This is a genomic window from Nocardia sp. NPDC004604, assembly GCF_040609795.1.
In the GTDB taxonomy this organism is placed as follows: domain Bacteria; phylum Actinomycetota; class Actinomycetes; order Mycobacteriales; family Mycobacteriaceae; genus Nocardia.
Genome location: NZ_JBEXLC010000057.1, coordinates 1 through 23,870 on the forward strand (window position 1 = coordinate 1; position 23,870 = coordinate 23,870).

A 23,870-nucleotide genomic window follows, 5' to 3' on the forward strand; every position below is an offset into this window, starting at 1 on the left:
ATGAAAAAAAATGACGTAACAGAAGAAAACTTATTTTACATTTTAGATTTATTCGAAAACTTAGAAGTCACTTATTGGTTAGACGGTGGTTGGGGCGCCTGCTCATCGACGACGGCAAGGTCGGCGTCACGGTCACCCGGGTCGAGGGCAACGACGTCGTCTGCCGGGTGACCGAGGGCGGTCCGGTCAGCAATAACAAGGGCGTCTCGCTGCCCGGCATGGACGTCTCGGTGCCCGCGCTCTCCGAGAAGGACATCGAGGATCTCGAATTCGCGCTCAAGCTCGGCGTCGACTTCATCGCGCTGTCCTTCGTGCGCTCGCCCTCGGACGTCGAGCTGGTACACGACGTGATGGATCGCGTCGGGCGCCGCGTCCCGGTGATCGGCAAGTTGGAGAAGCCCGAGGCCATCGACAACCTCGAGGCCATCGTGCTCGCCTTCGACGCGGTCATGGTGGCCCGCGGTGACCTCGGTGTCGAACTGCCGCTCGAACAGGTGCCGCTCGTGCAGAAGCGCGCCATCCAAATGGCTCGGGAGAATGCCAAGCCGGTCATCGTCGCCACCCAGATGCTGGAGTCGATGATCGAGAACTCCCGCCCGACCCGCGCCGAGGCCTCCGATGTGGCCAATGCGGTGCTCGACGGTGCGGATGCGGTGATGCTCTCCGGTGAGACCTCGGTCGGCGCGTACCCGATCGAAACGGTGCGCACCATGGCCCGGATCGTGCACGCCGTGGAGACCGAATCCACCCGGGTACCACCGCTGACCCATGTGCCGCGCACCAAGCGCGGTGTCATCTCCTATGCCGCCCGCGATATCGGCGAGCGGCTCAATGCCAAGGCGCTGGTCGCCTTCACCCAGTCCGGCGATACGGTTCGCCGCCTGGCCCGTTTGCACACCCCGCTGCCGTTGCTGGCGTTTACCCCTCTTCCCGAGGTGCGCAGCCAGCTGTCGCTCACTTGGGGCACCGAAACCTTCATTGTCCCGACGGTGGACAGCACCGATGCGATGATCCACCAGGTGGATGTAGCACTGCTGTCCATGGAGCGATACCAAAAAGGTGATCTGGTGGTAATCGTGGCAGGCTCCCCGCCCGGTACTGTCGGCTCCACCAATCTGATCCATGTGCACCGTATCGGTGAGGAGGACCATTAGGTGAGTGCTTCGCTAGGTGGCGCCGTCGGCCTTGGTGCCGCAACGGCGGGTTCCGACCTGGATGTGCTGCTCGAACTGCTGGATCTGGAACAGGTCGACGAGGACGTCTTCGTCGGCCAGCATCCGGAGAAGGTCTGGAGCCGCACATTCGGCGGTCAGCTCGTATCGCAGGCGATCATGGCGGCCGGACGTACGGTCGACGGCGACCGGCCGCTGCACGTGGTCAATGCGCATTTCGTGCGCGGCGGCGATGTGAAGAAGCCGATCGAATACCGGGTCGACCGCCATCGTGACGGGCGTTCCCTGGCCAACCGCACCGTCACCGCGACCCAGGACGATCAGGAGCTGTTCGTCATGCTCGCCGCGTTCCAGGATTGGGGCAAGGGGCTCGAGCACGCGCACGCCCAGCCGGAGGTGCCTGATCCGGAGACGCTGCCGCGCGTCGAGGAGAGCTTCGAAGGCTTGGAGGACAAGCTGGAGATGTTCATCAAGGCGCCGCGTCCGATCGATATGCGCTACACCAATGACCCCGCCTGGATCCTGAAGGGCACGGGGGAGCGGCTCAACCACAACCGCGTATGGATGCGCACCGATGGCAGGCTGCCCGATGATCCGCTGATCCACGTTGCGGCGCTCGGCTATTCGTCCGACACCACAGTGCTGGATTCGATCATCACCACTCATGGCCTGTCCTGGGGTCTGGACCGCATCGTGGCCGCGACGATCAACCATTCGATCTGGTTCCACCGCCCGTTCCGCTTCGATGACTGGGCGCTCTACGCCACCGAATCCCCGGTGGCCGCCGGTTCACGTGGCCTGGCAACCGGCCGATTCTTCTCGCGCAGTGGCGAATTGCTCGCCACCACCGTGCAGGAAGGTGTCATCCGGCACTTCCCATCCCGCGGATGAGGCTGGTGCCCATGTGTTCGCGGACAGTGCCAACTGATTTCGCGAGCACATGGGTAACAATCGGGTACGCCCGAAACGCATGACCCAAAACGTATGACGCAGAGCCGGAATGGAACTGCGTGTCGTCCGACTTCTGCGTTCTAAGGCCCGGGTAGGCGGAATCGTTCGCGCTCGGTTTCGAAGTCGAAGCTGTCGCGGCGCTGCACCCGGATGGTTCGTGGTATCTCCAGATCCGTTGGGCAGCTTGCGGTTTCCAACATCAGTCGCTTTTCCAGCGCGGCCAGGCTCGGCGCGGTCAGATCGCGCGGGGCACCGACCAGGCTGAGTGCGATCTCATAGGTGTGCCGAGTACTGGGCTCCTGGCCGGGATGGTCTACCCGCCACTGGGTTTCGAGCAGGATGTGCTCGGGCGCATCGGGCTCGACGGGGAGGGTGAAGCGCCAGGCGAAGACATCGCGGTCCTGGAGGTGGTCGTCCACCACCTCGCGTACCGAATCGACGACGCGATCGAGGGTTTCCGGTGTGACATAAACATGGAGCGAAACATCCGAAATTCGTTTCGGCATGTCTGATTCCTGTCGTGTGTCGAACCATCAACGGCGGAAGCTATCCGTGGAAGCGGGCGCATGCGCGCAGGGGGAGTGTAGTCCCTCTCGCTATCACTTGGACACTGCGCCCTGCGTGTCACCTGATCCGCTGGGCGGCAAGAAAGGCTGCCAGCGGCGCGGGCGCCGACCCGGGTTGTACGACGAGGCCGCCGCGCTCGTCTTCGACCGGCCTGGCCTGCTCGTGCGGAGCCAACGCCAGCAGCAGTGGCACCAGCGCATCGGCGATCTGGTCACCAACTTGGCAGAACGCGGATTCCGACAGGCCGACCGGATCGGCGATGTTCTCCCGGCCGACCAGCGCGAGATCGTGGCGGGCGCGGTGCAGATCCGCGATCGTATCCGCCCCGGTCACCTTGGCGATGCGGTGCGCCTCCAGCAGTGTGAAAGTCCGTGACCCCGCGCCGAAGCCCATCCCCGCCGCCTGATCCCGGATCTGTTCGGTCATGGCGAGTACCAGGTCCGCACGGTCGATCAGCTCCGGCTTGAGCTTGCGCGCCCGGAAATTGTCGGCATTGGCCCCGAGTCCCTCGATGGCGCGTGCCGCGAGCGGTTCCACCGGAAATCCCACCAGCGCACGGGTTCCCGCGCTCTCGGCGGTGAGTCCGGGCAGATCGTATTCGACCGCTACGGCGCGGGTGAGCCGCTCGGCGATCACCGAACGGCAGACATTGCCGTTGCAGACGAACAGGACGTGCATGCCGATACGGTAAGCCGCGCGAGCGCCGACCAGAAGGCCGTCGACGCGGAATCACAGCCCGACGAGCACTTATTCATCTGCTGGTCAATTGCCGTACACGAAGTACGCCCCGGTATTCAGAGAGACGCTCGATGCGCGTTGCCGGTAGTCGGCCGATCGGTAATCGAGGTCTGGGCGTCGTGCTGAAGTTACCCCGGCACAACCGATTTCAACCATCACGGTATCGCCACGTTTGGGAACCGATTCGGCCCGTCTCAGTCGGACTCCGCTGAGTAGTAGGTGGATTCGGCAACCACCGGCGCCGCCTTGGCGTCTTCGTTGTTCACCCGCCCCCGGGTCGAGAACCTCCTGCCGCGCGAGGCGACGACGGGCGCGAATCGCGGCAGCCCCGAGGTTCCCGTCATATCGTCGTACATCGCATCGATCCCGCCGCGCATGAAGTAGGCCTCGTGCCAGAACCCGGTCCCACCGGAGTCGTGCAGGAACTTCTGCCACCAATCCCGGTGCGGCGCTGAGCGTGTCCAGCGTTCCAGCGAATCCAGGTCCCGCCAATACTGCCGCGCCCCCCAATGCGGCGGGAACAGCGACCAGATCACGTCCTCGTGCGATAACAGCCCATCCGGGCGATCCTGGTGCGACCGATAGAGTTTCGGGCCGAGGCCGAGCAATCGCAGCATGCCGCGTGGCTTGCGCACCCGCATCCCGAGATAGATGACGACCAGATCCGGATACCCGGACAGGTCGACGGTGGTCCTGTTCACCCGCATGTCGCAACCTCCGCAACCAGGGCGCCTACTTGCAACCCTATGCAGGAACAACGGCCCAGGCGAAGCTTCGGTTCGACGACCACCCCCGGGTAGCGGCCATGACCACCGCCAAAGAGAACGGCCCATGCTCCCTATGGGCATGGGCCGTTCTCGAGTTGGTGCCGATTGTGGGACTCGAACCCACACGTCCTTTCGGACAACGGTTTTTGAGACCGTCGCGTCTGCCAGTTCCGCCAAATCGGCGCACGGTGAGAAAGCATAGCGGGTGACTGTCGAAAAACACGAATGGGTTGGCTCGAGAGTGATCGTCGCCCCGTTTGCGCAGGGTATATGGGTTGTATGCGGAACTGAAAGGTAGTCTTTACAGCACTCGATAGCGACGGTGGGTCGATGGACCGGTACGACCACGGCCACCTTTTCGCGTGTCGGGGACACGGCATCGGAACCAGAGGGGTCTACCTATGAGCAACACAGCAGGGGGCGCCGGCACGAAGCGGGACGCCGGGGCCAAGCGGGTCGTCGTCGCGGAGGACGAGGCGCTCATCCGTATGGATCTGGTGGAGATGCTGACCGAAGAGGGCTATCAGGTTGTCGGTGAGGCGGGCGACGGCCAGCAGGCGGTCGATCTGGCGGTGGAGCACCGGCCGGATCTGGTCATCATGGATGTGAAGATGCCGCGCCGCGACGGTATCGACGCGGCGGCCGAGATCGCCTCGAAACGCGTTGCGCCGGTGGTGATTCTGACCGCGTTCAGTCAGCGTGACCTGGTCGAGCGGGCCCGCGATGCCGGTGCGATGGCCTATCTGGTCAAGCCGTTCACAAAATCGGATCTGGTGCCCGCCATCGAACTGGCGGCCAGTCGCTTCCACGAGATCACCGCTCTCGAGAGCGAGGTCGCCAATCTGGCCGAACGCCTGGAGACGCGCAAGCTCGTCGAGCGGGCCAAGGGCGTGCTCATGCAGACCCAGGGATTATCAGAACCGCAGGCGTTCAAGTGGATTCAGCGCACGGCGATGGACCGCCGCACTACCATGAAGGCGGTAGCCGAGGTAGTGCTGGAAAATCTCGCCCCGAAGTAGGACGGTCCGTGCGCCCCGGCCGATCAAGGTCGGAAATTTTACTTCCCGGAAACCGGATCGCGATGAAAAATTCGAAACGATGTCGATCGGATGACCCGAATGTGATGCGGAGCTAACGTACCAACGCTATGTTCTGACCGGGCTGACGTGGTCGGCCTCCTCGGAGAGAGCCCGGGGGAGCACAGGACGTAGAGGTGAAACGTGCTTAGTTCGACATGGCGCAGTCGTTCGATGCGGGGCGCATTGGCCATAGGAGCCGCCGCCGCGCTCGTGCTGACGGGGTGCAGCGATAAATCGACCGACAGCGGCTCGGGCGGCACCTCCGGCGCTGGTGGCGCCGGTGGTTTGAAGATTCAGCCGGTCATGCAGATCGACGCCAACGGCAAGCAGGTGCCGAAGTCGGACAGCTCCGCTGCCGCCGACCCGGCCGGTGATGGCAAGGCCACCTGTCCGGCCGGCACATCGATCGCCATGGCGGGCGCGCTGACCGGTCCGGACGCGGCCCTCGGCATCAACATTGTCGATGGCGTCAAGCTCGCGCTGGACAAGCACAACAAGGCCAACCCGGGCTGCAAGATCGAACTCAAGCAGTTCGACACCGAGGGCGACCCGCAGAAGGCCACCCAGGTCATCCCGCAGATCGTCAACGACAAGTCGGTCATCGGTCTGGTCGGTCCGGCGTTCTCCGGTGAGACCAAGGCGACCGGCAAGATCCTCAGCGACGCGGGCCTGGTCTCCACGACCTCATCGGCCACCAACGAGACGCTGACCCAGAACGGCTGGACCAGCTTCTTCCGCGGTCTGGCCAATGACGGCGTGCAGGGTCCGTCCGTCGGTAAGTACCTGGTCAACACCGCGGGCTACAAGAAGGTCTGCGTCATCCAGGACAACACCGACTACGGCACCGGTCTGGCCAAGTCGATCGTCGAGGGCCTCGGCTCCGCGAACGACGCGTCCTGCAATGCCAGCATCAAGAAGGGCGATAAGGACTTCTCCGCCACGGTCACCAAGATCGCGAGCGCCGCGCCCGACGCGGTCTTCTACTCCGGCTACTACTCCGAGGGTGCGCCCCTGGCCCAGCAGCTGAAGTCCGGTGGCGTGAAGGCGGTCTTCGTCTCCGCCGACGGCACCAACGACCCGCAGTTCGTCGCGCAGGCCGGTAGCTCGTCCAAGGGTGCGGTGCTCTCGTGCCCGTGTGGTCCGGCGCCGGACAAGTTCGCCGCGGACTACCAGGCCCTCAACGGTCAGGAGCCGGGTGTCTACTCGGTCGAGGGCTACGACCTGACCACGATCCTTGCCAAGGGCATCGACGGCGGTAAGCTGACCCGTCCCGACCTGCTGGAATACGTGCGGTCCTATGACGGCAACGGTCTGGCGCGTCAGTACAAGTGGAATCCGACCGGCGAATTGTCCAACGCGCTGATCTGGATCTACGAGGTCAAGTAGCCCCACAACCTGGACAGCGGCACGTACGAGGGTCGTGAACCCCCGTGTGTGCCGCTGTCCGGTGGGCGAATGAAGTATGAGGGCACAAGACGAATGAAATCAACGGCATTGGCTGGCGCTGTACAACTCGCCAGCGGATCGATCGACTTCAACTACCACGGGGTGATCGATAACTTCTGGCGACTGACCGTCGACGGGGTGACCTACGGCTCAATTTATGCCTTGGTCGCCGTGGGCTATACATTGGTCTACGGCGTATTGCGGCTGATCAATTTCGCCCATTCGGAAATATTCATGCTCGGCATGTTCGGTCAATTGATCGGGCTCATGCTGTTCGGCTTCGTGGCGAATCCCGACGTGTACACCCAGGGCATAGTCCTGACCGTCGTCTATCTCGCGCTCGCGATGATCATCGGCATGTTGGTATCCGGTGGCGCCGCAGTCGGATTGGAGCGCGTGGCCTATCGGCCGTTGCGTAAACGCGGGGCCAAACCGCTCAGCTTCCTGATCACCGCGATCGGCATGTCGTTCGTGATCCAGGAGTTCGTGCACTTCATCCTGCCGAAGATCAATCCCAAACTCGGTGGCACCAACGCACAGCAGCCGGTCAAATTGGTCGAGCCGAGCGTGCAGTTCAGCTTCTTCGGTGCCGACATCGACAACATCAAGGTGCTCATCGTGCTGGCCGCGATCGCGCTGGCGATTGTGACCGAGGTGTTGATCAACCGGACCAAATTCGGGCGCGGCATTCGCGCCGTCGCGCAGGATCCTGATACCGCAACGCTGATGGGCGTTTCGCGGGAGCGGGTCATCATGCTGACGTTCTTCATCGGCGGCGTGCTCGCGGGTGCGGCCGCGCTGCTCTACGCGATCAAGATTCCGCAGGGCATCATCTACTCCGGCGGATTCATCCTCGGCATCAAGGCATTCAGCGCCGCGGTGCTCGGTGGCATCGGCAATCTGCGCGGTGCGCTGCTCGGCGGCATCCTGCTCGGTGTGGTGGAACAGTACGGCCAATCGCTGCTCGGCTCGGAATGGCGAGATGTCGTCGCCTTCGTTGTGCTGGTGCTGGTGCTGATGGTGCGCCCGACCGGCATCCTCGGTGAGAGCCTCGGGAGGGCCCGCGCATGACCGACCTGACCAAGACACCCGATGCTCCGTCGCCGGAGACGCCGGAGCAGCCGAAGGCGGCAGCGCCGAGACATGGTGTCGGCGATTCGATTCGGACCTGGTGGGACGGCCTGAGCCGCCCCGCGCAATGGGGCGTCGGCGTGCCGATTCTCATTCTGCTCGCATTGCTTCCGCTGTTCCCGCCGCCGCTGCTCGATACGCCCGGCTATAACTTCGGCCTGGTCATGGCGCAGGTCGCGATGTACGCGCTGATCGCCATCGGCCTGAATGTCGTCGTCGGACAGGCGGGTCTGCTCGACCTCGGCTACGTCGGCTTCTACGCCATCGGCGCCTATACCGTCGGCCTGCTCACCAGTCCCAACAGTCCGTGGAATCAGACCGATGGCGGCTGGCTGAATCCGACCTGGGCCTGGATGGCCTGTCTGCCGATCGCGGTCGCGGTGACGGCCATCTCCGGCATCATCCTCGGCACCCCGACGCTGCGGCTGCGCGGTGACTATCTGGCGATCGTCACCCTGGGCTTCGGTGAGATCGTCCGGTTGCTCGCCGACAATCTCTCCGACATCACCAATGGCAGCCTTGGTCTGTCCGGTGTCGCCTTCCCGCACTTCGGCGAATCCGACAGCAAGCCGGAGGGCGTCTTCTCCGGCGGTAACAGCGGCAATGCCGATAGCGCGAATCTGCTGGACCGGGCCAGCTATGGCACCTGGTGGTACTGGTTCGCGATGGTGCTGGTGATCATCGTGCTGCTGATCGTCGGCAATCTGGAACGCAGCCGGGTCGGCCGCGCCTGGGTGGCCATCCGCGAGGACGAGGATGCCGCCGAGATCATGGGCGTGCCGACCTTCAAGTTCAAGCTGTGGGCCTTTTTGATCGGTGCCGCGGTCGGCGGCATGTCCGGTGCGATCTACGCCGGACAGGTTCAGTTCATCAGCCCGACCGGGTTCAACATCATCAACTCGATGCTGTTCCTGTGCGCGGTCGTCATCGGTGGTCAGGGCAATAAGCTCGGCGTCATCTTCGGCGCGTTCATCATCGCCTATCTGCCGGCGCGGCTGCAGTCGGTGAAATTGGTGAGCAATGAGTCCACCGGATACATCCTGTTGGCGATCGATGTGCTGGTCTTCGTCGGGTTGGTCGTCGTCTGGAAATACAAGAGCGACGATCTGAGCCCGTGGCCGCGGCGCGGCTGTATCGCGGGCATGGTGGTCACCGGCGTCATGGGAGCGCTGCTGCTCGGCAGCGTATTGCTGTTCCGCGTCGGCGGTGCGCAGTCCCTCGGTGACCTCAAGTACATGTACTTCGGAATTACCTTGGTGGTCATGATGATTCTGCGGCCACAGGGTCTGTTCCCGGTGCGGCAGAAGCTGCTCACCTTCGGTAGGCAGGTGTATCAGGCCGTGCGCAAACCGGCCGAGCGTGAATTGATCGGAGCAGGACAATGACCGGGCCCGGCGCGGGTGACGCCCTGTTCGACAATGAGGATATGGCGGCCGGCTATGCGGCTCCGCCGGAGGTCGAGAGCGCGGGTGAGGTCGATGTCACCGCCGTGATCCCGGTGCTCGCCGATGCCGAGGTCGTCGCGGATGTGGTTGCGCCACACCGCGAAATCGAAACCGCGGTGGGTGCGCCTCTGCTGCGCACCGATGAGCTCACGGTGAAGTTCGGCGGTCTGACCGCATTGGACAAGGTCAGCTTCGAGATCCGCCGCGGCGAAATCCTCGGACTGATCGGACCCAATGGCGCGGGCAAGACGACCTGCTTCAACGCCATTACCGGTGTCTACAAACCGGCCTCGGGGCTGGTGTATTTCGACGGCAAACCGCTGACGAAGACCAAGCGCAATGAGATCACCCGGCTCGGAATCGCGCGCACCTTCCAGAATGTGCGGCTCTTCGGTGAGATGACCGCGCTGGAAAATGTGGTGGTCGGCACCGACGCCAGGCATAAGACCTCGGTGCCCGGTGCCATCTTCCGCACCCCGCGGCATCGCAGCGAGGAGAAGGACGCGATCGAGCGCGGCATGGCCCTGCTCGAATTCGTCGGTATCGCACCGCGTGCGGTGGAGAAGGCACGCAATCTCTCCTATGGCGATCAGCGCCGACTGGAGATCGCCCGCGCGCTGGCCACCGAGCCGAAACTGCTCTGCCTGGACGAGCCCGCCGCCGGGTTCAATCCGAGCGAGAAGTCGGCGCTGATGGATCTGATCCGCAAGATCCGTGACGACGGGTTCACCGTGCTGCTGATCGAGCACGATATGCGCCTGGTCATGGGTGTCACGGATCGAATCGTGGTGCTGGAGTTCGGTCGCAAGATCGCCGATGGGCTGCCCGCGGAGATCCGCGACAACCCGGATGTGATCGCGGCCTACCTCGGTGTCCCCGATACCGAGGGTGCCGCGGCCGAAAAGGTCACCGCCACAACCGAAGTGGTCGAACCGGAACCGCCCGCCGCCGAACCGGCCGCACCCGTCGAGCCCGCGGCCCGTGACTTCAGCCAAGCGCCGCCGCTGCTCGAGGTCGACGATATGGTGGTCAACTACGGCAGAATTCAAGCGCTGCACGGGGTTTCGCTGCGTGTGGCGGAGGGTGAGCTGGTCACGCTGCTCGGTGCGAATGGTGCGGGCAAGACCACCACCATGCGTGCGCTGTCGGGTCTGCTGCCGCTGACTCGCGGCAAGATCAAGTTCGAGGGCCGCGATATCACCCAGATGAAGGCGCACGAGCGGGTCACGCACGGGTTGATCCAGGCACCGGAGGGCCGGGGTGTCTTCCCCGGTATGACGGTCCAGGAGAACCTCGATATGGGTTGCTACGGTAGGGCTTTCAAGCAGAAGGTGGAATACGGTCAAACGCTGGAATGGGTCTTCGAACTGTTCCCGCGGCTGTCGGAGCGGCGCAAGCAGGTCGGCGGCACGCTCTCCGGCGGTGAGCAGCAGATGCTGGCCATCGGCCGCTCGCTCATGGCCCGCCCGCGCCTGCTGCTGCTCGATGAACCGTCGATGGGCCTGGCGCCCATGGTGATTCAGCAGATCTTCCGGATCATCAGCGAGATCAACCAGCAGGGCACCACCGTACTGCTGGTGGAGCAGAACGCCCAGCAGGCGCTGACCCGTAGCGATCGCGCCTACATCCTGGAGACCGGTGGGGTCACCAAGAGTGGTATCGGCGGGGAGCTGCTCACCGATCCCGCGGTGAAGTCGGCCTACCTGGGCGTGGGATAAGAGTCGGCGACAAGTCGGGCCCGTCCATGGACGCCTCGAGGCATGATGGCGATCATGGACGGGCACGACGAACTCACGAATCTGGCCGACCGCTACTGGGACAGCGTGCTGGCGGCCGCGCCGAGCACGGCTACTCTGCTCGGCGACCACCGCTTCGATGACCGCATCGAGGACTTGTCGTCCGAGGCCCAGCAGCGGCTGCTGACGACCCTGCGCGAGCTGCGCGATCAGGTCGTCGGCCTCGATGGCGAAAGGCTGAGCGGTGACGACCGGGTCACCCGCAGCCTGCTGCGGACCGAATTGGATACGGCCATCGATAATTTGGCGTGGCGGCCGACCGAACTGGCCTCGGACCAGATGGACGGCGTGCACGCCGGAATGCTCATGATGGCCCCCCAGACCAACGCGCCGCAGCCGGAAAACGCGCTCGCCCTGGTGCAGCGGTATCGGCGATTCGGCACGATGTTCGACCAGGCGGTCCAGCAGTTCCGCAACGGCCTGGCCGCGGGCCGCGCACCCGCGCGCATCACCATCGAGCGCTCACTCAATCAGCTCGACGGCTACCTCGCCTCCGATCTCGCCACCGACCCGTTCACCACCTTCGCCGGACCGGCGGATTGGCCTTGGGAGGCGGCCTGGCGCGCCGAACTCACCGAGGTCGCCCGCGATGTGATTCGCCCTGCCTTCCAACGTTATCGGGACGTACTGGCCGACGAACTGCGTCCGGCCGCCCGTTCCGATGACAAATGCGGTCTGTGCTGGCTCGGTGCCGACGGCGAGGATATCTACCAGCGACAGTTGCGCCGCCACACCACCCTGCCCGACCTGGGCGCGGAGGAGATCCACGAACTCGGCTTATCCGAATTGGTGATGCTGCGTGAGGAATACGCCGCCGTGGGCACCCGGTTGTTCGGCACCACCGATACCACCGAGATCTTCACCCGGCTGCGCCGGGATCCGGAGCTGCGTTACGTCAGTGGCGAGGAGATCATGGCCGATGCGCGACGCGCGCTCGGTGCCGCGGTCGCGGAGATGGGCAACTGGTTCGGCCGCCTGCCCAAGGAAACCTGCGATATCGTCGCGGTGCCGGACTTCCTGGCCGCGGATGCGCCCGCGGCGTACTACTTTCCGCCCGCCGCGGACGGCTCCCGGCCCGGCACCTACTTCGTCAACCAGCACGAACCCACCGGCCGCAGCCGCTACGAGACGGCGGCGGTGGCCTACCACGAGGCGATTCCGGGACATCATCTGCAGCTGACCATCGCCAATGAGCTCGATCACCTGCCGCGCTTCCAACGGCAGTCCTTCGCCAATACCGCCTTCGTCGAAGGCTGGGCGCTCTACACCGAACGTCTGGCCGACGAAATGGGCTTGTACGCCAACGATTTGGATCGTGTCGGGATGCTCGCGGCCGACTCATGGCGCTCGTGCCGACTCGTCGTCGACACCGGCATCCACGCCAAGGGCTGGAGCCGTCAGCAGGCCATCGACTTCATGGTCGCCAACGCGCCGGTCGGGCTGGCCGAGATCGAGGTCGAGGTCGACCGGTATATCGCCATGCCGGGGCAGGCCGTCGCGTACAAGGTCGGCCAGCTCGAGATTCGCGGTCAGCGCCGCGAGGCCGCCGAGCGGCTCGGTGCTGCCTTCGATATCAAGGCATTCCACGATGTGGTGCTCGGCTCCGGGTCGGTCAGCCTGCCGGTGCTGCGTGAACTTGTGGCCACACTGTGACCCGCTGACCCCGTTCCCGAGTTGCGTGCGCGGTGGGGCGGGGTTCCAATGAAGGTGCGGTGATCGAGCTCCACAGGGGAATCATGAACAGCACGTTCAGCTCTCGGCTCGGTCCGTTGCGCGGCAGGCGGCTGGTGCTCGCCTGGGTGGTATTCGGTGTGGTCGGCGCGCTGACGGCCGTAACACTGCTCGTGGTGCACGGACGGGCCGCCGACGCCGGTGAAATGCGTACGGCGCGTGTGATTTCCGATAATTCGATGATGCCGGGATTCGCCGGTGCACTGCCCGGGTCGGCGAATCCGGTGGGCGACGGCGCGCCGCCGGTCGCTGCGGCACCGCTGGCCGGAGCGGCCCCGGCCGGGATGCCGGTGGCGTCGAGTCGCCCGGTGCAGGCGCTTGCCGACCATCCGCTCTTCGCCCAGCATGCGGGCCTCGGCAGGGTCGATTGCAAATTGCCCGCCTGGCGCGACGATCCGGAGGCGGCGCGGGCGTTCTATCGGGCCGCGATCGCCTGCCTCGACGCATCCTGGGAACCGACACTGCGCGGCGCCGGACTGCCGTTCCATCCGCCGCGGCTACTCGCCCCCACACAATCCCGTGACGTCACCAGTCAGTGTGTGCAGCGGCTGCGCAACGGCCCGACGACCTTCTACTGCGCCCTCGACGAAACTTTGGTCCTGCCGTACGACGCGATGCGCCCGCTGGCCAGCGGCTCGCGCCGCGGTGCCCAATTGGCCGTACTCACCACCGAATACGGACACCATGTGCAGAACTTGATCGGCGTCATGCAGGCCTACACCGAAAAACGGTCGACCCTCGGCAAGGACAGCTCTGCGGGCCAGGAACAAAGCCGTCGCATGGAACTGCAGGCCCGCTGCTTCTCCGGAATGTTCCTCGGCACCAACTTCGGTCGCGCCGATATCGACGAACAAACCTGGAACGAGGCCTCCCATACCGTCCGCAGCACCGGCGAGACCGGCAATCCGCGCATGCAGGGCACCGAGGAAAACGTGTGGGGCTGGTGGAAATGGGGCTCCGACAAGGGCGACACCTGGGAGTGCAACACCTGGTACAGCTCCCCGGCCCACGTCGAATAGCCGCGCTGCTGAGCGGCGGATTCGACTACTGCGCTGCGGGTCGATCCTCGGTCAGCACCTCGAGTACGGCCGCGGTATCCAGATAGAACGGCCGGATCTCGGTGATCAGACCGTCGCGGAAGGTCATCAGCTGCATTACCGAGGTCTCCAGCATCCGGCCCGTGGCGCGGGCCAGCAGTCGGCCGCGGTTGTAGATGACCACCGTCTCGCCGTCGACCACGAACCGCTGCTCGATGAATTCCAACGACCCCCAGGTCCGGCTCATTGCCGCCATGAACTTCTCGATGCCATCGGGGCCGTGCCATTCGCCGCCATAGGGGAGATGGTCGGCCTGGTACATGACGACATCGGGGGCCAAGCAGGCGGCCATCGCATCGAAGTTCGCGCCCTCGGTGATGTAGGCGGCTTCGGCGGCGAAGAAGTTCTGCAGTGCTGCGCGGGTTGTGGTCACCGGGAAATCATGGCCGCCGAGCCGAACCGCTTCTGGCGGAAATCAGACGGCTCGCTGGACTCGCATCACTAAGGGGTGCCGCAGCTGTGGATTGTCGGTGGGGCTCCCTAGACTCTTGCACGTGACCCCAGCGACTACTGATCAGCGTTCCAGTGCCCCAAAGGCGGCGGGTACAGCCGTGGCAGCCGGTGAGCAGCCGACGTTGTTGCTGTTGGATGGGCATTCGATTGCCTATCGCGCATTCTTCGCATTGCCCGCGGAGAACTTCAAGACGGTCACCGGGCAGACCACGAATGCGGTGTACGGATTCACCGCAATGCTGATCAACCTGTTGCGGGACGAGAAGCCGACGCATATCGCGGCGGCCTTCGATGTCAGTCGCAAGACTTTCCGTACCGAGGCATATCCGGAGTACAAGGCGGGGCGCAGTGCCACGCCCGATGAGTTCCGCGGTCAGGTCGAACTCACCAAGGATGTGCTCGGCGCCATGGGCATCCCGGTGATGGCGATCGACGGCTTCGAGGCCGACGATCTGATCGCCACCATCGCCACCCAGGCGGTGTCCGAGGGGTTCCGCGTCCTCATCGTCTCTGGTGACCGCGACGCCATCCAACTCGTCAGCGATGACGTCACCCTGCTGTACCCACGCAAGGGCGTCTCCGATCTCACTCGCTTCACCCCCGATGAGGTGATGGCCAAATATCAGCTCACCCCGGCCCAGTACCCGGACTACGCGGCGCTGCGCGGCGACCCGAGCGATAACCTGCCCGGCATTCCCGGGGTCGGGGAGAAGACGGCCGCCAAGTGGATTCGCGAATACGGCGACCTTGCCACCCTTGTCGACAAGGTGGACGAGGTGAAGGGCAAGGTCGGCGACGCGCTGCGCGCCAATCTCAGCAGTGTGGTGCTCAACCGCCAGCTCACCGAGATGGTCCGCGATGTCTCGCTGCCCTACACCCCCGAACAACTGGCCCAGCAGCCGTGGGATCGCAATAAGATCCACCAGCTCTTCGACGATCTGGAGTTCCGGGTACTGCGCGACCGGCTCTTCGAAACCCTCGCCCCGCCGGAGCCCGAGGCCGAATCCGGCTTCGAGATCAGCGGTGGCGCGCTCGAAGTCGGTGCGGTCGCCGCCTGGCTTGCAGAGCATGCGAAAGCCGGTGTCCGCCATGGTATTTCGGTCGTCGGCACCAGCGCGCCGGGCAACGGTGACGTGCGTGCGCTCGCCATTGCGGGCGCGGACGGTGAAAGCGGCTATATCGACGTCGCCGTGCTGACCCCGGAAGACGAAGCCGCCCTTGGCGCCTGGCTCGCCGATGTCGCCGTGCCGAAGGCGCTGCACGAGGCCAAAGCCGCGATGCACGCGCTGCGCGGGCGCGGCTGGACCCTGGCCGGTCTCACCAGCGACACCGCCCTGGCCGCCTACCTGGTCCGCCCGGGCCAGCGCAGCTTCAACCTCGACGATCTGTCACTGCGCTATCTGCACCGCGAACTGCGCGCCGAGACCGACGAAACCCCGCAGCTGTCGCTGCTCGACGATGCGGACACCGTCGACGTCGAGGCCGCGCGGACCGAAATGCTACGTGCCAGGGCGGTGCTCGACCTCGCCGATGCGCTCGACGGCGAACTGCGCCAGATCGAATCCAGCGCGCTGCTCGACGATATGGAGCTGCCTCTGCTCGGTGTGCTCGCCGAACTGGAGAATGCGGGCATCGCGGTCGATATCGACCAGCTCGAGACCCTGCAGCGGCAATTCGCCGACAAGGTCAGCGATGCGGCCAATGCCGCCTATGGGGTGATCGGCAAGCAGATCAACCTCGGCTCGCCCAAGCAGCTGCAGGTGGTGCTGTTCGACGAACTCGATATGCCGAAGACCAAGCGCACCAAGACCGGCTACACCACCGACGCCGATGCACTGGAATCGCTGTTCGAGAAGACCGAGCATCCATTCCTGCGGCATCTGCTCGAACACCGTGATGCCACCCGGCTCAAGGTCACCGTCGATGGTCTGCTCAAATCCGTCGCCGACGACGGTCGCATCCACACCACCTTCAACCAGACCATCGCCGCGACGGGACGACTGTCCTCGACCGAACCGAATCTGCAGAACATCCCGATCCGCACCGACACCGGCCGCCAGATCCGCGACACCTTCGTCGTCGGCCCCGGCTACCAGTCGCTGATGACCGCGGACTACAGCCAGATCGAAATGCGCATCATGGCCCACCTCTCCGGCGACGAGGGTCTGATCGAGGCCTTCAACTCCGGTGAGGATCTGCACACCTTCGTCGCGTCCAAGGCGTTCGATATTCCGCTGTCCGAGGTCAATCCGGAGATGCGCCGCCGCATCAAGGCGATGTCCTACGGTCTCGCCTACGGTCTGAGCTCCTACGGCCTGTCCACCCAGCTGAAGATCAGCACGCAGGAGGCCAAGGAGCAGATGGACGTCTACTTCGATCGCTTCGGCGGCATCCGCGACTACCTCTACGAGGTCGTCGAACAGGCCCGCAAGGTCGGCTACACCGAAACCCTCTTCGGCCGCCGCCGCTACCTGCCCGATCTGGACTCCAGTAACCGCCAGCGCCGCGAGGCCGCCGAACGCATGGCCCTCAACGCACCCATCCAGGGCACCGCCGCCGACATCATCAAGGTAGCGATGATCAACGTGCACAAGGCGATTCGGGAGGCGGGCCTGCGCTCGCGGATGCTGCTGCAGATCCACGACGAGTTGGTTTTCGAGGTCGCCGAGGGGGAGAAGGACACCCTGGACACATTGGCTCGCGAACAGATGTCCTCGGCGATCACCCTGTCGGTCCCATTGGATGTGTCCGTCGGTACCGGCCGCAGCTGGGACGCCGCCGCCCACTGAGTGCGGTTGTGCGGCACACCGGATATTCGGTGTGCCGCACCGCGTTTCACGATCGAATGGTCACCGCTCGCGCCGCACCAGCTTCGCCGAGCCCGCACCGAGATCGATCTCGTCGCGCGGCGGCGCGCCATCGGATTTGTCCTCTTTGTGCATCAACGCCGTCTGCCGCTGCTCGAACTCGTAGTGCTTGGAGCCCTGGAAGACCGCTGTCACTTGTTCGAAGCCGGTCATAGCGACCGGTGTGTGCTTGCGGTGGCGGAACCACGGCAGGATCCGGCTTCCGGTGAGCCGATTCCACAGCACCTCGACGAACGCGAGGCCGATCAGCAGAATTGACAACCCGGGGATGGTCATGGCGACAAGGGCACCCATGTGACCGAAGGTACCTTCGCCGCTGCCGCCCGCCATCCTCGCTGTAGATGACACCTCTGAGCTGCGAAAATGATACTGGCGAGTAGACAATACGGGGTGCCAAATGTGGTTGCTATTGCGTCAAGATGGACATATTCTGGTCCGCGTGCCGAATCCCGCCGACCGCCACAGCGCAGCGCTGAATGTCGCAGACCGCGACAGCGTTGTGCTAATTCCGCTTACCGCGATGGTGGCAGCCCGGCGACTTCTCGTAGTAACCCGCCGTAGCGGGGTCTGATTCGGACCGGCCCCCTCGCTGCGGGCTACTGATTACTTACTGCTGGTCCCCTCTGTCAATTGAGAAGACAATCCTCGGGAAGACCTACGCGCAATGACCATGCTGACTCTCGACACCAAGACGTTCATCGCCGCCGCGCCCAAGGCGCTGCGCGCCGAATGCGCCGATCTGACACCTGCGCAGTTCCACGACCGCTATTGCGAGCTCACCGGCCCGATCCGGGTCGGTGACTGGTCGCCCGCGGGCAAGCGGAGCGCGGAGTTCACCGCGACCCTCGAGTTCGCCGACCACCTGCGCACGGTGATCGCCACCGGCAGTCCGGTCGCGGCGGTGACCTCCGCTCTCTACGACGAGGGCTATCCGGTCGAAATCCTGCAATTCCACCAGCGCCGCACCGAGGCGGGCACCGCCACCTTCGTGCAATGCGAATGCAACGGCAGGCGGGGCTGGGGCGCGGCGCTGGCCGACGACAGCGCCGAATCCACCCTCCGCGCCATGATCGCGGGCGTGAACCAGCTGGGCGCCTGAACCGAATACTGAGACCGAAACACAACGGGCCGTTCACATTTCGAAAGAATGTGAACGGCCCGTCGGTTCAGTTGTCCGAGCGGGGGAGCTACTTCTCGGCCTGCTGCTCGGCGAGCTGCTTGCGCACCTCGTCCATATCCAGCGCCTTCACCTGGGTGACCAGATCCTCCAACGCGGCGGGCGGCAATGCGCCCGGCTGCGCGAAGACCAGCACGCCCTCGCGGAACGCCATGATGGTCGGGATGGAGCGGATATTGGCGGCGGCGGCCAGGCCCTGTTCGGCCTCGGTGTCGACCTTGCCGTGCACGACATCGGGATGCTTGTCCGAGGATGCCTCGTACGTGGGCGCGAAGCTCTTGCACGGACCGCACCAGTCGGCCCAGAAATCGACGAGTACCACGTCGCTTCCGGTGACTACCTCATCGAAATTCTGCTGGTTCAGCGTCTGGGTGGCCATGACGTCCTCTCGTGTCGTATGTCGCCAGCTGTAACGCCCGGCGCTGCGCTTATCTTCCCCGGGCGACCGGCCACTCGCGGCGCTGATCGCCATCCCAACGCCGGATACCCACCACGGTCGCCGGGAAATCGCGGTCCCTGGCGACCGCGTGGATCGCTTCCCCGAGATGGTGCGTCGGCACCCGCCTGGCCAGTGTGACATGGGGCGTCCACTCGTCGGGCTGCAGATTCGCCGGAACCCCGGGACACGGCGATACCGCGTTGAAAATGCGCCGTTGTAGAGCGAGCAGCTGCTCCGAGGGCACCACCAGCCGGACCAGGATCGGATGGCGCGCACCGAAGACCAGCAGTCCGCCCAGCCGCACCGGAATCGGCCGGAAGGTCAGCTGCTCGAGCGCGTGATCGATACGCGGCCAGATCTGCCTGGCCACCGCGACGGTGATATGCGGCCGGTTGGTCTCGGTTTGCTTCCCGGCCAAACTCGGGATGCCGGCATCCGCGAGCAATTGCCACTGCCGCCGGATCTCCGCATCGGCCGCGTCGTCCAACAACAATTCGACCGACTGCACCATGTTCACGAGAGGTTAGCCGTCCTTGCCGCGCCGTGCGCGGCGAAACGCGCATAGCCTCGGCCCGGATGACGGCCTATGAACCATGTCGCGGGAAGATGACCCAGTGACTGCTGCGAGGGAACGTGACACGTCGTCCGTGCGACTCGGCCTTATCGAGGGCGATGGCATCGGCCCCGAGGTGGTCGAGGCCACTCGGGTCGTGGTCGACGAAGCGCTCGCCGCGGCGGGCGTGGGCGCCGTCGAATGGGTTTGCCTGCCGATGGGACACCGTGCCATCGAGGAATTCGGTGCTCCGCTTCCCGAGCAAACTCTCGCGGCTCTCGACGATCTCGACGCCTGGATCCTCGGCCCGCACGACAACGCCTCCTACCCGGCCGAGCACCGTATCGCTCCCGGCGGGGCCATCCGCAAACGCTTCGGTCTCTACGCCAATATCCGCCCGGCCCGTGCCTTCGGCGGAATCAAGGCGAGCGCCCCTGATATCGACTTGGTGATCGTCCGCGAGAACAGCGAGGGCTTCTACGCCGACCGGAATATGTTCGCGGGATCCGGTGAGTTCCGGCCGACCTCCGATATCGCGATGGCGGTCGGCGTGATCACCCGGCAGGCCTGCGAGCGGATCGCGCACGAGGCCTTCCGGCTCGCGGCCGGGCGACGCAAGCGGGTGACGATCGTGCACAAGGCCAATGTGCTGCCCATGACCATGGGTCTGTTCCGCGACGTCTGCTATGACGTCGCACGGGCCTATCCGGGCGTCGAGGTCGATGACGAGCACGTCGACGCGACGGCAGCCCATCTGGTCCGCGCCGCCCACGACTACGACGTGCTGGTGACCGAGAACCTCTTCGGCGATATCCTCTCCGATCTCGCGGGGGAGCTGAGCGGATCGCTCGGCATGGCCGCATCGCTGAACTGCTCGGCGACCAAGGCGATGGCCCAGGCGGTACACGGCGCTGCACCCGCCCTGGCCGGACACAACCGCGCAAATCCGGCGGCGCTACAGCTCTCGGCCGCAATGTTGTTGCACTGGTTGGGAATTCGCCACAACAACCACGCCCTGGTGAGCGCAGGCGAACGCATCGAACGCGCCATTGCGGCCACCTTCGCCGCCGGAATCGCCACCGCCGACCTAGGCGGTCTCGCCTCGACGAGCGAATTCACCGAACAGGTCCGCGCGCGCGTGCATCGCCGCTGAGGTCGGTGTCGTAGGTTGCGCACGGTGGCGGCGCGCCAACCGCAGTGAGGCATCGCGAGGAACTGAGGTGTCGCGCCGACGGAGATCTGTCATGCGGTCAACGGCACCGTAACGGTGCGGTTCTTACGCGTGGTGCCGAAGCCCTTGTCGGCGAAGGTCCGCTCGCGCGGCACCGCGAGCGTGAGCTTTTTTCGACGCTGGTAGGGCTCAGGCCGGTCGTCGTTGCACGGCGTCGGAGATGACCGCTGCCACGAACTTTTCGACTGCTGATGTAGTCGGTGGGCCGGCGTCGCGGTCTGTGAACAACAGGTGCCCGCCACCGACCAGGGAGAGGGTGAGTGAGTCGATGTCGGCGTCGGCTGCGATGCGGCCCAGTTCACGCTCGTCGGTCAGGTAAGTGGAGATCGCGGTTGTCGCCTCGGCCAGGATCGCCATGCCGCCGCCGGGCCTGGCCTGCCGCAGTCGTGCGCGCAGCTCGTCACGGAAGGTGATGAGCGGGATGATCGCCACCGGAACCGGCCCGAACAGAATGGTCAGCGCGCTGGTCAGATTGGCGGCCACCGTGTCGGCGCCAGCGGCGGCGCGCAGCGCACTCGCCTGCGCTTCGAGCTGCGCGGCCCGGTCGAGCACCAGGTCGGTGAGGAAGGTGTCGAAGTCGGTGAAGTGCCGATGCAGAACGCCTTTGGCACAGCCCGCCTCGTCGGTGACAGCCCGGCTGGTCAGCCCGTTCGGTCCGTCCCGCAGCAGCACACGGTCGGCAGCGTCGAACAGTTGCTGCCGCGCGTCGCGAAGGTGCACCCCAGTCGGCACTCACAGATCCTTTCGTGCGTCGATCCAACGGCATTATTGCTCAGTGGGCACGTGCCCACTAAAGTGGGCGCATGACCATTATGTCGCGAGAGCAACCGGAACCCTCCCCAGCGCAGTCGGGGCAATTCCAGCGGATGGCCGTGTCGTTCGGCGTGGACACGCAGCGCTACGACCAGGCCCGGCCCGGCTACCCCGACGCATTGGTGACGCGGATCCTCGCCGAGACTCCCGGGACGGATGTGCTCGACGTGGGTTGCGGTACCGGCATCGCGGCCCGCCAGTTCCAGGCCGCGGGGTGCACAGTGCTCGGCGTCGAACCCGATGCGCGGATGGCCGACTTCGCGCGAGCCCGCGGCCTGCCGGTCGAGGTGGCAACCTTCGAGGCGTGGCAGCCGGGTGACCAGACGTTCGATACGGTCATCGCCGCTCAGTCGTGGCATTGGGTGGACCCGGTGGCCGGCACCGCGAAGGCGGCCGGCGTGCTGCGTCCAGGGGGACGGCTGGCGATCTTCGGTCACGTGTACGAGCCACCCGCCGAGGTGGCAGAACCATTCGCCGCCGCCTACCAGCGGGTGGCGCCGGACTCCCCGCTCAGCGGCCAACCTGCTCGGCGTCCCCTCGAGCTCTACCAAGCGGGATACGCGAAAATCGCCGACCAGATCCGCGAGACCGAACAATTCGGAGATCCCGAACAGTGGCGATTCGACTGGCAGCAGTCCTATACACGCGACCAATGGGTCGAGTTGCTCCCCACCACAGGTGGCCTCACCCGACTCCGCCCTGATCAGCTGGCCGAGATACTGGACGCGGTCGGCAACGCCATCGACTCGCTGGGCGGATCCTTCACGATGGACTACACCACCCTGGCCGCGACCGCCGCACGCGCAGGCAATTCCTGACGGCCGCGCCCGGCACCAAAGCCGGTCCAGGGCGGTGGTGGCCGAGCGCCGCCCCGACCGGCCGGTACCGCCGATGGCCGGTACCGCCGCGGTCGGGGCGGATGTGCATCTGCTGGCCACCGCCATCGAGGAGGGCGCGGACCTGTCCTCGATGAGCGGCATCCTGGCCGACAGCTCCTATCGTCTGCTGCCGGCCTGACGGCCGGGCCTCACTTCAGGTGCCGGGCGAAGAACCGGTTCCCGTCCTCTCCTGCGTACTGCGGGACGCCGGTGTGCCCGCCCATATTGGCGTGCAACGTCTTCTCCTTGGAGCCGAAGGCGTCGAACAGGTCCAGGGCCATCTGCCGGTCGTTTCCTTCGTCGTCCCACTGCAGCAGGACATGCAGCGGAATGGTGACCTGCCGGGCCTCCTCGAGTATGGCGCGGGGCACGAAACTACCGGCGAACAGAACGGCGGCCACGATGCGCGGCTCGACCACCGCCAGCCGAGTGCCGATGGAGATCACCCCGCCCGAGTAGCCGACCGGGCCGCCGATCTCGGGCAGCGCGAGCAGGGCGTCCAGGGTGACCCGCCATTCCGGGGCCGCCTTGTCGACCAGCGGGAGGATGAGCCGGTCGACGATCTCGTTGTCGACCGGCCCGCCAGCCGCCAGCGCCCGGTGCAGGTCAGTGAGGGCCTGATCGGCGGCGGCCGAACGGGGCCGGTCACCGCTCCAGGGGAGCTCGATGGTGGCCACGGCGTAGCCCTCCGCCACGGCCTGCCGGGCCCTGGCCAGCAGTCGCGGGTACGCCTTGCGCAGCCCGAGGGGAGGGGGGCTGACCAGGATCAGCGGCATCGGTTTGGATGCGGATCCGGGCGTCCACAGGATGCCGGGGATCTCGCCGAGGGTGAATTCGCGTTCGAGGACGCCGTCGTCGAGGCGCTGTTCGGTAATGAATTGCACAGTCGTGCCTTTCGGGAGTGCTCTTGAACGGCGCTCCCGGACGACCTATCGCCCGACCGTGACCCCGGAGGGGAGCACCCATGTCGATACTGCGTTCACGGGTACCACCTCCTCGTTCTCTTGCACGGCCTCCGGAAAAGTAGCAGTGGTCGCCGTGGTCCGGCAACGGGTTTTTGCGGAGGCTCCAGGGCCGGATGCCACGGAGATACTCGCCTGCAGGCCGAGGCCGCCGGTTCTTCTCGTGCGCCTGGTCGCGGCGATACAGCGCGGTCAGCACTGCGCGGTCACGCTCCGTCAGCGACTATCGCAGGTGATTGTTCATTGTCTGCGGTAACTCCTTGGTGCCACTTTTCTCGCGGATGTTCCCGGACCCCTACTCCTGTCCTGGCTCGGTCAATCTGATGCACGGGGATTGATTCGACCTGCGCTGCATCACATTGAACGAGACAACGAAGTTGCCTTGACCAGCGGTGGAGGCGGTCGTCTGTGCCGAGCGCGACGATGTAGCCGGGGCGGTGTCCGGCTCACCTTCCGGGGTCTCCGGCGACGACTCGGCTGAGCAACTGCGCCACGATGTGCTGGTACGCCCGGACACACTGCTGACCGACTTGGTTTACTGGCGCGAGGAACTGGCCGACCCTTGATGGCTGCGGGT

23 protein-coding genes, 1 tRNA gene and 3 pseudogenes are annotated in these 23,870 nt (G+C 65.2%); 17 read left to right on the top strand and 10 right to left on the bottom strand.

What is annotated here, in order from left to right:
- From ABZW16_RS21195 to ABZW16_RS21205, 3 genes and pseudogenes are all read left to right on the top strand, one after another.
- Window positions 1-96: pseudogene (locus ABZW16_RS21195) on the top strand (lincosamide nucleotidyltransferase Lnu(A)); the annotation flags it as partial.
- Window positions 96-1,154: pseudogene (pyk, locus tag ABZW16_RS21200) on the top strand (pyruvate kinase); the annotation flags it as partial. The pseudogenes ABZW16_RS21195 and pyk, both read left to right, overlap by 1 nt.
- Window positions 1,155-2,063 carry an acyl-CoA thioesterase II gene (locus ABZW16_RS21205; protein ID WP_354957659.1) on the top strand — a complete coding sequence of 303 codons (909 nt, stop codon included), beginning with the start codon at window positions 1,155-1,157 and terminating at the stop codon, window positions 2,061-2,063.
- A 140-nt stretch (window positions 2,064-2,203) separates the two neighbouring features.
- Here the strand turns inward: ABZW16_RS21205 and ABZW16_RS21210 are convergent, their stop codons facing one another.
- From ABZW16_RS21210 to ABZW16_RS21225, 4 genes are all read right to left on the bottom strand, one after another.
- Entirely contained in the window at window positions 2,204-2,629 is a 426-nt protein-coding gene (locus ABZW16_RS21210; RefSeq protein ID WP_354957660.1) for a hypothetical protein, read from the bottom strand.
- 118 nt (window positions 2,630-2,747) lie between these two features.
- Complete coding sequence (locus ABZW16_RS21215) at window positions 2,748-3,368, bottom strand: low molecular weight phosphatase family protein (RefSeq protein ID WP_354957661.1); 621 nt, start codon at window positions 3,366-3,368, stop codon at window positions 2,748-2,750.
- A 254-nt stretch (window positions 3,369-3,622) separates the two neighbouring features.
- Window positions 3,623-4,135 carry a DUF4188 domain-containing protein gene (locus ABZW16_RS21220; RefSeq protein WP_354957662.1) on the bottom strand — a complete coding sequence of 171 codons (513 nt, stop codon included), beginning with the start codon at window positions 4,133-4,135 and terminating at the stop codon, window positions 3,623-3,625.
- A gap of 156 nt (window positions 4,136-4,291) precedes the next feature.
- Window positions 4,292-4,378, bottom strand: a tRNA-Leu gene (locus ABZW16_RS21225).
- Between the two features lie 218 nt (window positions 4,379-4,596).
- On the opposite strand from ABZW16_RS21225, the gene ABZW16_RS21230 reads away from it, so the two are divergent.
- The 8 genes and pseudogenes from ABZW16_RS21230 (at window position 4,597) to ABZW16_RS21265 (ending at window position 13,842) form a co-directional block, all read left to right on the top strand.
- Complete coding sequence (locus ABZW16_RS21230; protein ID WP_354957663.1) at window positions 4,597-5,214, top strand: ANTAR domain-containing response regulator; 618 nt, start codon at window positions 4,597-4,599, stop codon at window positions 5,212-5,214.
- Between the two features lie 231 nt (window positions 5,215-5,445).
- Window positions 5,446-6,660: a branched-chain amino acid ABC transporter substrate-binding protein gene (locus tag ABZW16_RS21235; protein ID WP_354957664.1), complete on the top strand. Its 1,215-nt coding sequence runs from the start codon at window positions 5,446-5,448 to the stop codon at window positions 6,658-6,660.
- A gap of 93 nt (window positions 6,661-6,753) precedes the next feature.
- Complete coding sequence (locus tag ABZW16_RS21240; protein WP_354957707.1) at window positions 6,754-7,791, top strand: branched-chain amino acid ABC transporter permease; 1,038 nt, start codon at window positions 6,754-6,756, stop codon at window positions 7,789-7,791.
- Entirely contained in the window at window positions 7,788-9,236 is a 1,449-nt protein-coding gene (locus ABZW16_RS21245) for a branched-chain amino acid ABC transporter permease (RefSeq protein WP_354957665.1), read from the top strand. The genes ABZW16_RS21240 and ABZW16_RS21245 overlap by 4 nt, the downstream gene beginning before the upstream one ends.
- Window positions 9,233-10,189 (top strand): annotated as a pseudogene (locus tag ABZW16_RS21250) (ABC transporter ATP-binding protein); the annotation flags it as partial. The gene ABZW16_RS21245 and the pseudogene ABZW16_RS21250, both read left to right, overlap by 4 nt.
- A 129-nt stretch (window positions 10,190-10,318) precedes the next feature.
- Window positions 10,319-11,014 (top strand): ABC transporter ATP-binding protein, encoded by a 696-nt coding sequence (locus tag ABZW16_RS21255; protein WP_354957708.1) that lies wholly within the window; start codon window positions 10,319-10,321, stop codon window positions 11,012-11,014.
- Between the two features lie 54 nt (window positions 11,015-11,068).
- Window positions 11,069-12,745: a DUF885 domain-containing protein gene (locus tag ABZW16_RS21260; RefSeq protein ID WP_354957666.1), complete on the top strand. Its 1,677-nt coding sequence runs from the start codon at window positions 11,069-11,071 to the stop codon at window positions 12,743-12,745.
- An 83-nt stretch (window positions 12,746-12,828) separates the two neighbouring features.
- Window positions 12,829-13,842 carry a neutral zinc metallopeptidase gene (locus ABZW16_RS21265; protein ID WP_354957667.1) on the top strand — a complete coding sequence of 338 codons (1,014 nt, stop codon included), beginning with the start codon at window positions 12,829-12,831 and terminating at the stop codon, window positions 13,840-13,842.
- Window positions 13,843-13,867: 25 nt separating this feature from the next.
- On the opposite strand, the gene ABZW16_RS21270 is transcribed toward ABZW16_RS21265, so the two are convergent.
- Window positions 13,868-14,293 carry a nuclear transport factor 2 family protein gene (locus ABZW16_RS21270; RefSeq protein ID WP_354957668.1) on the bottom strand — a complete coding sequence of 142 codons (426 nt, stop codon included), beginning with the start codon at window positions 14,291-14,293 and terminating at the stop codon, window positions 13,868-13,870.
- A 121-nt stretch (window positions 14,294-14,414) separates the two neighbouring features.
- On the opposite strand from ABZW16_RS21270, the gene polA reads away from it, so the two are divergent.
- Window positions 14,415-17,162 (top strand): DNA polymerase I, encoded by a 2,748-nt coding sequence (polA, locus tag ABZW16_RS21275; protein WP_354957669.1) that lies wholly within the window; start codon window positions 14,415-14,417, stop codon window positions 17,160-17,162.
- A gap of 60 nt (window positions 17,163-17,222) precedes the next feature.
- Here polA and ABZW16_RS21280 read toward each other — a convergent pair whose 3' ends face one another.
- Window positions 17,223-17,534: a DUF6191 domain-containing protein gene (locus ABZW16_RS21280; RefSeq protein WP_354957670.1), complete on the bottom strand. Its 312-nt coding sequence runs from the start codon at window positions 17,532-17,534 to the stop codon at window positions 17,223-17,225.
- A 370-nt stretch (window positions 17,535-17,904) separates the two neighbouring features.
- Here ABZW16_RS21280 and ABZW16_RS21285 point away from each other — a divergent pair, with 370 nt between their 5' ends.
- Window positions 17,905-18,339, top strand: a complete 435-nt coding sequence (locus tag ABZW16_RS21285; protein WP_354957671.1) for a 2-keto-3-deoxygluconate kinase — start codon at window positions 17,905-17,907, stop codon at window positions 18,337-18,339.
- Between the two features lie 88 nt (window positions 18,340-18,427).
- Here ABZW16_RS21285 and trxA read toward each other — a convergent pair whose 3' ends face one another.
- Together trxA and ABZW16_RS21295 are read right to left on the bottom strand one after the other, a co-directional pair.
- The gene (trxA, locus tag ABZW16_RS21290; RefSeq protein WP_354957672.1) at window positions 18,428-18,796 is read right to left on the bottom strand and encodes a thioredoxin; all 369 of its coding nucleotides are present in this window, start codon (window positions 18,794-18,796) and stop codon (window positions 18,428-18,430) included.
- A gap of 49 nt (window positions 18,797-18,845) precedes the next feature.
- Complete coding sequence (locus ABZW16_RS21295; RefSeq protein WP_354957709.1) at window positions 18,846-19,367, bottom strand: 2'-5' RNA ligase family protein; 522 nt, start codon at window positions 19,365-19,367, stop codon at window positions 18,846-18,848.
- Between the two features lie 82 nt (window positions 19,368-19,449).
- Between ABZW16_RS21295 and ABZW16_RS21300 the strand changes: the two genes are divergently transcribed.
- A complete protein-coding gene (locus ABZW16_RS21300) occupies window positions 19,450-20,562 on the top strand; it encodes an isocitrate/isopropylmalate family dehydrogenase (protein WP_354957673.1) in 1,113 nt (370 codons plus the stop codon).
- A 207-nt stretch (window positions 20,563-20,769) separates the two neighbouring features.
- Here ABZW16_RS21300 and ABZW16_RS21305 read toward each other — a convergent pair whose 3' ends face one another.
- A complete protein-coding gene (locus ABZW16_RS21305; protein WP_354957674.1) occupies window positions 20,770-21,372 on the bottom strand; it encodes a TetR family transcriptional regulator in 603 nt (200 codons plus the stop codon).
- Between the two features lie 134 nt (window positions 21,373-21,506).
- Between ABZW16_RS21305 and ABZW16_RS21310 the strand changes: the two genes are divergently transcribed.
- Together ABZW16_RS21310 and ABZW16_RS21315 are read left to right on the top strand one after the other, a co-directional pair.
- Window positions 21,507-22,271 carry a class I SAM-dependent methyltransferase gene (locus ABZW16_RS21310; protein ID WP_354957710.1) on the top strand — a complete coding sequence of 255 codons (765 nt, stop codon included), beginning with the start codon at window positions 21,507-21,509 and terminating at the stop codon, window positions 22,269-22,271.
- 37 nt (window positions 22,272-22,308) lie between these two features.
- Window positions 22,309-22,470 carry a hypothetical protein gene (locus ABZW16_RS21315; RefSeq protein WP_354957675.1) on the top strand — a complete coding sequence of 54 codons (162 nt, stop codon included), beginning with the start codon at window positions 22,309-22,311 and terminating at the stop codon, window positions 22,468-22,470.
- Window positions 22,471-22,480: 10 nt separating this feature from the next.
- On the opposite strand, the gene ABZW16_RS21320 is transcribed toward ABZW16_RS21315, so the two are convergent.
- On the bottom strand, window positions 22,481-23,215 hold the full coding sequence (locus tag ABZW16_RS21320) for an alpha/beta hydrolase (RefSeq protein WP_354957676.1): 735 nt from the start codon (window positions 23,213-23,215) through the stop codon (window positions 22,481-22,483).
- 515 nt (window positions 23,216-23,730) lie between these two features.
- Between ABZW16_RS21320 and ABZW16_RS21325 the strand changes: the two genes are divergently transcribed.
- Window positions 23,731-23,859, top strand: coding sequence for a hypothetical protein (locus tag ABZW16_RS21325; protein ID WP_354957677.1), 129 nt, complete (start codon window positions 23,731-23,733; stop codon window positions 23,857-23,859).
- The last annotated feature ends 11 nt before the right edge of the window (window positions 23,860-23,870 follow it).

Coding starts and splice junctions, on each gene's coding strand:
- ABZW16_RS21210 (WP_354957660.1), bottom strand. CDS start 2,629: ATGCCGAAACGAATTTCGGATGTTTCGCTCCATGTTTATGTCACACCG.
- ABZW16_RS21215 (WP_354957661.1), bottom strand. CDS start 3,368: ATGCACGTCCTGTTCGTCTGCAACGGCAATGTCTGCCGTTCGGTGATC.
- ABZW16_RS21220 (WP_354957662.1), bottom strand. CDS start 4,135: ATGCGGGTGAACAGGACCACCGTCGACCTGTCCGGGTATCCGGATCTG.
- ABZW16_RS21230 (WP_354957663.1), top strand. CDS start 4,597: ATGAGCAACACAGCAGGGGGCGCCGGCACGAAGCGGGACGCCGGGGCC.
- ABZW16_RS21235 (WP_354957664.1), top strand. CDS start 5,446: ATGCGGGGCGCATTGGCCATAGGAGCCGCCGCCGCGCTCGTGCTGACG.
- ABZW16_RS21240 (WP_354957707.1), top strand. CDS start 6,754: ATGAAATCAACGGCATTGGCTGGCGCTGTACAACTCGCCAGCGGATCG.
- ABZW16_RS21245 (WP_354957665.1), top strand. CDS start 7,788: ATGACCGACCTGACCAAGACACCCGATGCTCCGTCGCCGGAGACGCCG.
- ABZW16_RS21255 (WP_354957708.1), top strand. CDS start 10,319: ATGGTGGTCAACTACGGCAGAATTCAAGCGCTGCACGGGGTTTCGCTG.
- ABZW16_RS21260 (WP_354957666.1), top strand. CDS start 11,069: ATGGACGGGCACGACGAACTCACGAATCTGGCCGACCGCTACTGGGAC.
- ABZW16_RS21265 (WP_354957667.1), top strand. CDS start 12,829: ATGAACAGCACGTTCAGCTCTCGGCTCGGTCCGTTGCGCGGCAGGCGG.
- ABZW16_RS21280 (WP_354957670.1), bottom strand. CDS start 17,534: ATGGGTGCCCTTGTCGCCATGACCATCCCCGGGTTGTCAATTCTGCTG.
- ABZW16_RS21285 (WP_354957671.1), top strand. CDS start 17,905: ATGACCATGCTGACTCTCGACACCAAGACGTTCATCGCCGCCGCGCCC.
- trxA (WP_354957672.1), bottom strand. CDS start 18,796: ATGGCCACCCAGACGCTGAACCAGCAGAATTTCGATGAGGTAGTCACC.
- ABZW16_RS21295 (WP_354957709.1), bottom strand. CDS start 19,367: ATGGTGCAGTCGGTCGAATTGTTGTTGGACGACGCGGCCGATGCGGAG.
- ABZW16_RS21300 (WP_354957673.1), top strand. CDS start 19,450: ATGTCGCGGGAAGATGACCCAGTGACTGCTGCGAGGGAACGTGACACG.
- ABZW16_RS21310 (WP_354957710.1), top strand. CDS start 21,507: ATGGCCGTGTCGTTCGGCGTGGACACGCAGCGCTACGACCAGGCCCGG.